This window comes from Lishizhenia sp., from assembly GCF_057456495.1.
On sequence record NZ_JBVCPV010000087.1, the window covers coordinates 1 to 11,616 of the forward strand.

The window sequence follows — 11,616 nt, forward strand, 5'->3', positions numbered from 1 at the left end:
ATCTACAGCTAAATCAGATGATGGACAAGTAAATGTCCCCCCTAAAGTACCGTTAAAAGTAACTGTTGGGTTTGCATCGTATAAACAGAAATCTGTTTGACCATATGTGAAGTCAGCAGTATCTGGAGCTACAAGTGCCATCAAATAAGTCGCTGATGAAGAACAAGTACCATTTGTTGTATAAGTTATGGTATAAGTTCCGGCCATAGAGTTTTGTAAATCTATTTCTCCAGTTGCAGCGTCTAATGCTATTCCTGTCGTTGAACTAAACGTACCCCCTGTATTTCCAGTAATTGTAGGAAGTGGGTTAACATCATCTAAACAAGTTAAAGGCAACGCATAACTAAAGCTTGCATCCTCCATTGCATTAATTGTTACATCAACTGATGTTGAATTAGGACAAGGTCCATTAGTTGTATAAGTTACAGTGTATGTACCCGCTGGAGTAGCATTGGCATCTATCGTTCCTGAAATAGGGTTAATCACCAACCCTGCAGTTGCTGTAAAGGCTCCTCCTGCCAATCCTGTGATGGTTGGAGAAACGTTTCCTGCATCAGCACAGTAAGAAGCTGCAGTAAAACTAAATGTAGCATCGTCTGTTGGGTTAACAGCGTTCACTGTAACTGTCGCCGTTGCTGTACATCCGTTTGCATCTGTAACTGTAACTGTATTTGTTCCTGCAATTGCAGTTGTTGTAGAAGCTGTAGCTGCTCCACTATCCCATGAGAAAGTGTAAGGTGAAACACCACCTGAAGCTGTTGCTGTTGCGCCTCCATCTGTTGCAGAAGGACAACTTGCATCATTATCTAGAACTGCAGTCACCGTTAAGGCTGTTGGTTCTGTTAAAGAAATTGAAGCATTCGCTGTACATCCATTTGCATCCGTAAGCACTACAGAGTGAATACCTGCATCTAAAGCTACCGCAGAAGCTGTAGTTTCACCATTATCCCAAAGGTAAGTGTAAGGTGCAGTTCCTCCTGTTGCAGAAACTGTTGCCCCTCCATTTGATGCACCGTTACAACTAACATTAGCATCTAAAACTGTTTGAGCAATTAAAATTGCAGGTTCATTGATTGTCACTGAGCTTGTCGCCGAACAACCGTTTGCATCCGTAATAATAACATTATAAGTACCGGCTGCGAAAACAGAAACTGTTTCTGTATTAGCTCCGTTATCCCAAGCATATGTATATGGTGCAGTACCTCCAGTAGCCACCGCCGTAGCAGAACCATTTGCAGCACCGAAACACAATACATCATTGTTCACTGTTACAGATGCTGTTAATACAGCTGGTTCAGTAATAGTAACTGAAGTAGTTGCTGTACACCCATTCGCATCAGTGATGTCTACATTATAAGTTCCTGCAGGCATTCCTGCTATAGTTGCTGTAGTTGCTCCGTTATCCCATAAGTAAGAATACGGTGCTGTTCCTCCCGTTGCAGAAACAGTAGCCCCACCATCTGAAGCTCCATTACAACTTATTGAAGCATCTACTGTAGTTGTTCCTACTAACAATGCTGGTTCAGTAATAGTAACCGTCGTTGTTTCAATACATCCATTTGCGTCTGTAACTTCAACATTGTAAGTTCCAGCAACTACACCTGTAATTGAAGCAGTCGTAGCTCCATTATCCCATAGATAAGTATAAGGTGCAGTACCTCCTGTAACTGAAGCAGTAGCTCCACCATCTGATGCTCCATTACATGTAGCATTTGCATCTACCGCTGCCGTTACTCCTAATGCAACAGGTTCTGTAACTGTTACTGTTGAAGTAGCAGTACAATTGTTAGCATCTGTGATGGTAACTGTATAAGTTCCCGCTACGAGTCCTGTAATATTTGCTGTAGTTTCACCATTATCCCATGCGTAAGTATAAGGTGCTGTTCCTCCTGTTGCAGATGCTGTTAACTCACCGTCAGCGTTTCCATTACAAGAAACATTTGCATCTACCACTGTTGAGGCAACAAGTACTGTTGGCTCTGCAATTGTTATTGAAGCCATAGCCGTACAAGCATTTGCGTCTGTTACGATAACATTGTACGTTCCCGCTACTACGTTTGAAATTGAAGCTGTAGTTGCTCCGTTATCCCATAAATAAGTATAAGGGGCTGTTCCTTGAGAAGCATTTACAGTTGCTCCACCATCAGAACCACCATTACAACTTACGTCTGCATCTAATACTGTAGCTGCTAATAAAGCCGTTGGTTCTGTAATGGTAATTGAAGCTGATGATGTACAAGCATTCGCATCGGTAACAGTCACATTATATGTACCTGCAACCAAACCAGAAGCTGTAGCTGTAGTAGCTCCATTATCCCATAAATATGTGTAAGGTGCTGTTCCTCCTGTTGCAGATGCTGTCGCAGATGCATCCGCACCTCCATTACAACTCACATTTGCATCAACTACCGCTGCCGCTGTTAATACAGCTGGTTCTGTAATCACAACTGATGCTGTTGCAGTACAAGAATTTGCGTCAGTAATAATCACATTATATGTACCAGCAATCAACCCTGTAATTGATGCTGTTGTAGCTCCAGTATCCCATAAATAAGTATAAGGGGCTGTTCCTCCTGTTACAGAAACTGTTGCTCCTCCATCAGAAGCTCCGTTACAAGAAACATTAGCATCTACAACTGTTGTCCCTACCAATACTGCAGGTCCAGTAATTGTTGTTGATGCAGTTGAAGTACATCCATTTGCATCTGTAACGACTACATTGTATGTACCAACTACTATTGAAGAAATAGAAGCAGTAGTTTCACCATTATCCCATAAATAAGTATAAGGTGCTGTTCCTCCTGCTGCAGTTACTGTTGCTGCTCCGTCAGAAGCTCCGTTACAACTCACGTTCGTTGTTGCAGTAATAGAAGAAGTCAAAGCTGTTGGCTCAGTAACTGTAGCCGTTTCCTGAATGGTACATCCATTCGCATCTGTAATATTAACGGTATAAGTTCCAGCCGTAACTCCAGAGATACTTGCTGTGTTTGCTCCATTATCCCATAAGTATGTGTAAGGAGTAGTTCCTCCTGTTGGTGTAGCCGTAGCTCCTCCATCTGAACCACCAAAACAACTTACATTAGAATCAACCACTGTAGTAACTCCTAATACGGTTGGTTCTGTAATTGTAACTGAGGTTGCGGCTGTACATGCATTTGCATCTGTAATCGTAACATTATATGTTCCTGCCGCTAAACTAGAAGCTGTAGCAGTTGTTGCCCCATTATCCCAAAGGTAAGTATAAGGTGCTGTCCCTCCTGTAGCCACAACAGTTGCACTACCATCGGAAGCTCCATTACAAGAAGCATCTGTAGAAGTTGAAATCGTTGCATCCAGAACCGCTGGCTCTGTAATGGTTACTGTATTGGTTGCCGTACAAGAATTATCATCTGTAACGGTGAAAGAATACGTTCCAACATCTAAGTTAGAAAGTGTTGCAGTAGTAGATCCATCTCCCCATAAATACGTATAAGGGGCTGTTCCTCCTGTAGGTGTGATGGTTGCCTGACCGTCCGCATTACCATTACAAGTAACATTATTATCAATACTAAAATCTGCTACCAATTGAGCTGGTTCTGTAATTAACACAGCTGTACTTGTTGAACAACCATTTGCGTCAGTAATTGTAACACTATAAATTCCCGCAGATAATCCTGATGCTGTTCCTGCAGAAGCTCCATTGCTCCATGCGTAAGAGTAAGGAGCTGTCCCCCCGTATCCTGAAACGGTTGCTGAACCATCAGCTCCACCAAAACAACTTACATTAGTTGCTGCAGACACCAAAGGAAATAAAATAGTTGGGTTCGATAATGTAACTGTGGCATTTGCCGTAGCTCCAAGGTCATCTGTAACAACTACTTGATACGTTCCTGCTACCAATCCAGAAATTGAAGCTGTTGTCGCTCCGTTATCCCATAGATACGTATAAGGCGCCGTTCCTCCTGAAGGAGTGGCTGTTAATTGACCATCTGCACTTCCATTACAGCTTATAGGATTATCAATATTAATTGTAACACCAATAGCTGCAGAAGCACTAATTGTTGCAGATGTTTCATTTCCTTTAACTAAGGTCGATTCCGAAAGTAATGCATTATGTTTCCCGGAGGAAGCGGTGGTTATAGGAATCTTACTGTACCCCATCGTTGTAAGAAGGAGTAGTAAAAAAACAAAGATTTTTTTCATTGCCTGTACTTTAAATTTAGTTTTAATTACAGGTTTTGATGTAAAATTTAACTTTCTAAAAAGCTTGTAGTAGGTAAAATTTTTCTGGCGGGATACCAATTATTTTTGAATCATTTTTTATAAAGTATCCCCCCCTTGATGTAGTTATTGTTTTGTTTTAGTCCATTGATACTGATAAAGGTTTTTTACGTTAATAATTAATTTCTTTCTCGTTTAACGGAAAAAAAACACTTACAACCCTCTTGTAAAATTTTGAACCCCAACAATTTGAGCAAGTTTTTCTTTAGTTGATCAAATTGAAATTTCCCTATTTACTCAAGTTAAAAGTGCATTTCAACACAATTAAAACGTATTTCGTCACGAAAAGTAAACATATTTATCGAAAGACAAGGCGTAAAATAAATTTTTAATGATTGGTTCTTGAAAGCTACTTACTACAAATACTATAGATTTTTTAGTTGAGAATAGAAGTAAGTACTATAATCTACACCTCCTTATTTAGGTGCTTTTTGGTACATGTACAAACCAATAAAAGTAAAGAGTATGTTCGGTGTCCAAACAGCTAACAAGGTTGGAAACCCAACATTTACTGCAGCTACAGTGGTAATCTGCATACAGAAGATGTAAACAAAGGTTAGACCTAACCCAATAGCGATACTCACCCCAATTCCTCCCCTTTTCTTTTCGGTAGACACTGCTAATCCAAGGAGAGTCAATACATAGGTAGCAAAGGGCAAGCTCGTTCGTTGATAAAAATCAATTTCATAAGCGGCAATATTGGGTGATCCTTTATCCTTTTCACTTTGAATAAATTCTTTAATTTCATGAAAGCCCATAGTCATTACAACGCTCTCTCGCTGGGCCATTTCTGAAAGATAAAAGGGTAAAACTGTATCTAATTTGGCTCCTTCCTCTATATAATCATTAGGATACCCCACTTTACGGATAAAATAATCTCTAAACACCCATAAGTTGGACGTATCTGCATTGGTAGCCTTCTTTGCTCTTAAAATAGCTACCACCTCATTCTTCTCGTCTCGCTGTTCTAAAGTGAATCCATTGGCACTATTTTGCTCACCATAATAACTTTTAAAGTAAACTATTTTATTGCCTGGAAACTGGGCGTGATAGTCGCTTACATAGCGGGCATTTCTATAATAACCTTCTTCAAAAGCCAACCTTTTCTCATTGGCAATGGGTAATACTAAATGGTTCAGCAACAAAGAGATTATCATCAATACCGTCGCACTAATCATATAAGGTCTCAACAACCTTCTAAACGGTCTTCCACTATTGATTATAGGTATGATTTCCGAATCTTGCGCCATTCTTGCCGTAAACCAAATAACGCTCAAGAAAATAATTAGTGGTGAAAATAAATTACCGTAGTGCAATACAAAATTGAGGTAATAATCAAAGAGTATTTCAGAAATCGGAGCCTTGTTTGAAATGAATTCACTCAACCTTTCCGACAGATCAAAAACAACAGACAATATCATGATGACTCCCAACATAAAGAAGAAAGTAACCAAGTACTTTTTAATGATATATCTGTCTATTTTTTTCAACATATTACAAGCGATTGGCCAATTTCACAACCATCCTATCCTTCCATTCACTGAAAGTTCCATCTAAAATTCTAGTTCTAGCTTCGGTAACCAACGCTAAATAAAAGGCTAAATTGTGTATTGTGGCAATCTGGAATCCTAAAAATTCATTCGAACGAATTAAATGACGCACGTAAGATTTAGAGTACACTTGATCCACGGTCGCTGTTCCATTAGGATCCAAAGGAGAAAAATCCATTTCCCACTTTTTATTTTTAATATTGATAATCCCTTCAGAGGTAAACAACATTCCATGTCGTGCATTACGTGTTGGCATTACACAATCAAACATATCAACTCCCATAGCTATACACTCAAGGATGTTCACGGGTGTACCTACCCCCATCAAATATCTCGGTTTTTCCTCGGGTAAAATACCACACACCAAATCGGTTGCTTTGTATAGTTCTTCGTCTGGTTCTCCAACACTTAAACCTCCTATAGCATTTCCAACGGCATCAAAAGAAGCGATTTTCTCAGCACTTCGCTCTCTTAAATCTTCATAAACACTTCCCTGAACAATAGGGAATAAGGCTTGCTCATAACCATATTTAGGCTCTGTTCTGTCCATCTGCTCAAAACAACGCTTCAACCAACGGTGCGTCATGTGCATACTTTTCTTGGCATAGGAATAATCACAAGGATATGGTGTACATTCATCAAACGCCATAATGATATCCGCACCAATTGTACGTTGTATATCTATGGCGCGCTCTGGTGTAAAAAAGTGGTAGCTCCCATCGTGGTGCGATTGAAACTTTACTCCAGCTTCTTTAATCTTGCGCTGTCCTGACAAAGAATAGACTTGATAACCTCCCGAATCCGTCAAAATAGGTTTGTTCCATCCATTAAACTTATGCAAACCTCCTGCACCTTCTATTACTTCAAGACCAGGTTTCAAGTACAAATGGTAAGTATTACCTAAGATGATTTGGGCTTTAATTTCTTTGTCCAACTCGTGTTGGTGAACACCCTTAACCGTCCCAGCAGTACCCACAGGCATAAAGATAGGAGTCTGTATAGTTCCGTGATCCGTTTTGAGTTCTCCCGCCCTTGCTTTGGTTTTCTCGTCTTTCTTTTGAAGTGTAAAGTGCATAAATATGTTGAAAAATATTCGGCACAAAGATAATTGTATTTAAACATCTGTATCATCTTTGTTGTAAACAAACTACTGTATGAAGTTAATGCCCCAATTAGGTTATGATCTGGGGAGTTACATTTTTCTGTTCTTTTGCACCATGGCCTTCATCCAAATTATTTGGGTGTTGTTCATTTATTTACGTGTACTACTACATAAAGATAAAACTCCTTCAAATGCCTATCAGCCTTTGAGTATTATTATTGCTGCGCGCAATGAGGAGGATAACCTATTCAATAACTTGCCGCACATACTTGCTCAAGATTATCCAGAATTTGAGGTAATTGTTGTTAATCATCAGAGTAAAGACAACTCAAAATTCATTTTAAGAGCTTTCCAAAAGGAGTTCGATAACCTTCGCGTTATTGAATTAGAACCCAACAAACACTTTAACATCGGTAAAAAACTACCGCTTACTATAGGTGTAAAGGGGGCCAAATACGAACATCTTCTATTTACAGATGCAGATTGCAAACCTGCATCCAACCAATGGTTAAAGAATATTGCAGCGCAGTTTGGTGAAAAAGAAAGTATGATTTTAGGTTACGGTCCTTACCACAAGGAAAAAGGATTACTCAACCGTATTATTCGCCTCGACACTTCCATGATTGCTATGAACTACCTTGGTTTTGCCAAAGCAAGAGTTCCGTATATGGGCGTGGGAAGAAATTTGGCTTACACAAAATCCTTGTTCGAAAGTAACAAAGGGTTTAAAAGTCATTATCAAATCCCCTCTGGTGATGATGACCTTTTTGTACAAAGTGCCGCTAAAAAGAAAAACTATACAATTTGCATCAATAAAGATGCTTTTGCGTATTCAACAGCAGAAAATTCATGGCAAAATTGGTTCAGACAAAAGTCTAGACACTTCACAACCACGGCACATTATGGAGTTTTCAAAAAACTAATGTTGGGAATCTATCCCACTACCCTCCTTTTGCTATACACTTCTTTCCTTATCTTGTGCTTAAGTTTTAAACTGAATTGGCTTGTGCTCATCATTTTTGGAAGTTTAATTGCCCTTAAATGGATTGTACAAGGTGCTATTTTAAGTAAGTTGAACGAGCGCTCCTTTGCTTGGGCCTTCCCGCTTTGGGATGTCTTTTATGCAATTTTAGCACCGGTCATCTACTACACGAGTGAAAAATCGAACGCAAGAACATGGAAGTAGGAAATAATCTGTCAGAAAAAGGTCAAGTTGACTTACAGTTGGTTGAGATGGCCAAAAAGGGAAACCAGAATGCCTATGCCCAACTCATGGACAGATACAGGGAGCCTGTTTACTACATGTTGTTGAAGATGATTAAAAACAACGACGATGCAGAAGACCTTACCATTGAAGCCTTCGGTAAAGCCTTTAATCGATTAGAACAGTACTCTCCAAGCTATGCATTTTCTACATGGTTGTTCAAAATTGCTTCGAACAACTGTATCGATTTCATCCGAAAAAAGCGCGTAAAAGTGACTTCTATGGACCATGCCTACAGTAACCAAGATGGTGAAAGTGTTGGAATGGACTTCGAATCTGAAGGATTAGACCCAGAGGAAGTCATCATGAAAAAGCAGAAGGTAAAAATGATGCGTCAAGTGGTACGTAAATTAAAACCAAGGTATAGAGACTTGATTGAAAAGCGTTATTTCCAAGAGTTATCTTACGATGAAATAGCCACAGAAATGGATCTTCCTTTAGGAACAGTAAAAGCTCAACTTTTTAGAGCAAGAGAGTTCTTGGCAAACATGATGGAAGAAAAGAAGGACCACATATAGAGTTAAGAATGCAGAATTAAGAGTTGAGAATCAAGAATGGAGTCCCAATAATTTTCGCAAATAGAATAACTTAAAGATTTTCCAAACATAGATTTACCAAAAGAGGTTGGCCAAGTGCTGACCTTTTTTATTCCCTGTATTTTTTGAATTTTGAATCAAAATCGGAGCTTTAAAAGGGCTCTCCGCTATAGTCCTCTCCCCAAGGAGCTTGGAGATTGGGCCACCGCTGCCATCCCTAAGCCAAGACCGCTTTAAGCAAGGATTTGGGATTAAGAAAAAAAATCGAAGCATTCATTATTGATTTTCAAAGAGTTAAAATAAAAATGAAAAATTCTTTAAAAAATCTTCAAAAAAGTTTGCTTTCAATCCGTATTCTTTATTTATATTTGCCGCTCGAAAATCACATATCCAATCGGAGAAAGATTTTGAAATATTGATTAGATGCCGATGTAGCTCAGCTGGCTAGAGCAGCTGATTTGTAATCAGCAGGTCGGGGGTTCGAGTCCCTCCATCGGCTCTCTTTTCTTTCCCAAATAAACATCCCTTTTTACTTTTTAAAATTTAGAAATCAAGCACATCACTTGGTCTATTTTTGCGTGGGTACAAATTGTATTGACTATCTTTGTCGTCTCAAATAATCAAAGCATGAACAACGAGCAATTAATCTTATCGTATTTCCCAGAGTTAACCCAAAAGCAAATCGAACAATTCGCAGCTTTAGGAGATCTATATCAAGAATGGAACGAGAAGATCAATGTAATTTCAAGGAAAGATGTAGATAATTTCTATGAAAGGCACGTATTGCATTCATTGGGGATTGCCAAGGTTATTCAATTTAAAAAAGGAACCCGCTTACTTGATGTAGGTTGTGGAGGAGGATTCCCAGGTATTCCATTAGCTATTCTTTTCCCAGATTGTGAATTCCATTTGGTTGATTCTATCGGAAAGAAAATTAAAGTAGTTCAAGAGGTGGCAGATGCTATCGGGTTAACCAACCTAAAAGCTACGCATTCAAGAGCCGAACAAATCAAAGATAAATATGACTTTGTAATCTCAAGAGCCGTTACAGCTATGCCTAAATTCTTACAATGGATTACCAATAAATTCGACAAACAAGACAAAAATGCCTATCCTAATGGCGTGTTCTACTTAAAAGGTGGTGATTTAAGAGAAGAAATGAAACCTGTAAAACGACATACTGAATACTTTGAGCTAGCAGATTTCTTTGAAGGTGAATTCTTTGAAACAAAAAAAGTGGTGTACGTTCGTATGAACTAATACACCACCTTCGTTTTAGTACTTCTATTAATATTGATCTATCACTTCAACATTTGGCTGCGTGTTCTTAGACCAAGAACGCTTTAATATATGATATAAACCAACCGTTGAACCAATACCGAAAGGTAATCCGATAAACGACCAGATATAATCAGAACTATTATCTAAAAATTCCGGATTGGTGTAAGCCATAATAATGGCTACTATAAAACCTCCAGCAAATGTCCCCACATAATAGCTGATAACACCCAAAATGGCAAACAACCATTTCGATTTTGCAAATTGCTCAGCGAGCTTCATGTAGTTTTTTCCAATGAAATAAATAAGTAGTAGTCCTAGCATAAGATTGTTATGTTAATGTGTTAAAAAAAGTGAATATAAGATATTTAATCGACTTTAATTAATGGAAAAGCATATGTTTCAACTCCTTTATCTTTCGACGCTATTTCCACATGTAAAATATACATCCCACTTTTTAACGGTCCATTCTTAGACTCAAGCAGTTGAATACTTCCATCCATTAAAACATCGCGACCTTGTAATACCAAGCTTCCATTCAAATCTGTCAATCGCCATGTAACCACCCCCTCTATTCCAGAAAGCGACCGAACATATAGCTCCATTGAAAACGGGTTAGGATACACGATCAGCGATTGATCTAACGCTTCATCTTTTAATCCAACGTAGTCCATAGGACATTCCTGATCTACCCCCGAACTCATTACTACATCAAACAATACACGGTGCCCTTTATCATTTAAATGAACACCATCTCCCGAATTGTATTGCGGCAAAATATGATAGTTTGTATCTGCAGTACCTGTCCAAAAATCTAACGCGTAATTTCCATACACCTCCAGAATAGAATCTCGTGTCTCTAGTTGAATTTGAATTTTAGCAGGATCTGAAAAATTTCGCGGCTGGGTCGTACAAACATACAAAGGTACTCCTTGTTGAATTGCTGCTTGATTCATTAAATCAAAGTTATACATCTGCATATCTACTCCATAATTATTTGCAGCATCATTAGACGGAAGGTTTACTATTACTGCTGAGGGATTCAAAACCAAAGCCGCCGTAATATTCTTATTTACATCTATCGTTTGATTCACCCCAGAAGGTATAGATGTTCCACTCGGAATTAACTTGAAAGTATTGTATCCACCAACTGCTAAATTCACTACCTCATAACGAGTATCCCTTCTGTATAACTCATGTTTATATCGATACACCCACGCACTATCTTGCACAGACGATCCAGCACCTGCAGCAGTCGACGAACCTATCACAACAATTCTACAGGTATCTTCCGTATCTGCGATTTCAAACAAATTATCAGATTCATCAAACTGGGTCAGACTCTCTGCTTTAACAACACATTGCTGAGAAGGAGAATTGGGAACTGTCCATGCATATTCAGCAGTAAATGGAACTAAGGTATCTATGGTACTCCAATTTGTTCCACCATCATAACTACATGACAAAACCACATCCTCTTGCACGGTATTTCTCATCCTTATATCAACTGGTCTACCAGCTTGCCAATACTCTCCACCATTCGGACTTAACACCTCTAGTTCTTGTGGATATACACTGTCCGAATCATACTCGACCTGTAAGGCTCCTAGGTAATAAAACCCATTG

At 38.9% G+C, this 11,616-nt stretch carries 7 protein-coding genes, 1 tRNA gene and 1 pseudogene; 4 read left to right on the plus strand and 5 right to left on the minus strand.

Going from position 1 to position 11,616, the window contains the following annotated elements; translation table 11 throughout:
- From AC22ZQ_RS07790 to tgt, 3 genes and pseudogenes are all read right to left on the minus strand, one after another.
- Positions 1-4,182 (minus strand): annotated as a pseudogene (locus AC22ZQ_RS07790) (hypothetical protein); the annotation flags it as partial.
- Positions 4,183-4,676: 494 nt separating this feature from the next.
- Positions 4,677-5,753: an LptF/LptG family permease gene (locus tag AC22ZQ_RS07795; RefSeq protein ID WP_318958219.1), complete on the minus strand. Its 1,077-nt coding sequence runs from the start codon at positions 5,751-5,753 to the stop codon at positions 4,677-4,679.
- A 1-nt stretch (position 5,754) separates the two neighbouring features.
- Positions 5,755-6,885, minus strand: a complete 1,131-nt coding sequence (gene tgt / locus AC22ZQ_RS07800; RefSeq protein ID WP_318958220.1) for a tRNA guanosine(34) transglycosylase Tgt — start codon at positions 6,883-6,885, stop codon at positions 5,755-5,757.
- 79 nt (positions 6,886-6,964) lie between these two features.
- Between tgt and AC22ZQ_RS07805 the strand changes: the two genes are divergently transcribed.
- The 4 genes from AC22ZQ_RS07805 (at position 6,965) to rsmG (ending at position 9,972) form a co-directional block, all read left to right on the plus strand.
- Positions 6,965-8,098: a glycosyltransferase gene (locus AC22ZQ_RS07805; RefSeq protein WP_318958221.1), complete on the plus strand. Its 1,134-nt coding sequence runs from the start codon at positions 6,965-6,967 to the stop codon at positions 8,096-8,098.
- Positions 8,089-8,694, plus strand: a complete 606-nt coding sequence (locus AC22ZQ_RS07810; RefSeq protein ID WP_318958222.1) for an RNA polymerase sigma factor — start codon at positions 8,089-8,091, stop codon at positions 8,692-8,694. Before AC22ZQ_RS07805 ends, AC22ZQ_RS07810 begins: the two co-directional genes overlap by 10 nt.
- A 443-nt stretch (positions 8,695-9,137) precedes the next feature.
- Positions 9,138-9,211, plus strand: a tRNA-Thr gene (locus AC22ZQ_RS07815).
- Between the two features lie 128 nt (positions 9,212-9,339).
- A complete protein-coding gene (rsmG, locus tag AC22ZQ_RS07820; protein WP_318958223.1) occupies positions 9,340-9,972 on the plus strand; it encodes a 16S rRNA (guanine(527)-N(7))-methyltransferase RsmG in 633 nt (210 codons plus the stop codon).
- A 27-nt stretch (positions 9,973-9,999) separates the two neighbouring features.
- On the opposite strand, the gene AC22ZQ_RS07825 is transcribed toward rsmG, so the two are convergent.
- Positions 10,000-10,314 (minus strand): hypothetical protein, encoded by a 315-nt coding sequence (locus AC22ZQ_RS07825; protein WP_318958224.1) that lies wholly within the window; start codon positions 10,312-10,314, stop codon positions 10,000-10,002.
- A gap of 44 nt (positions 10,315-10,358) precedes the next feature.
- A partial coding sequence (locus AC22ZQ_RS07830; protein WP_318958225.1) for an SGNH/GDSL hydrolase family protein occupies positions 10,359-11,616 on the minus strand: 1,258 nt, incomplete at its 5' end.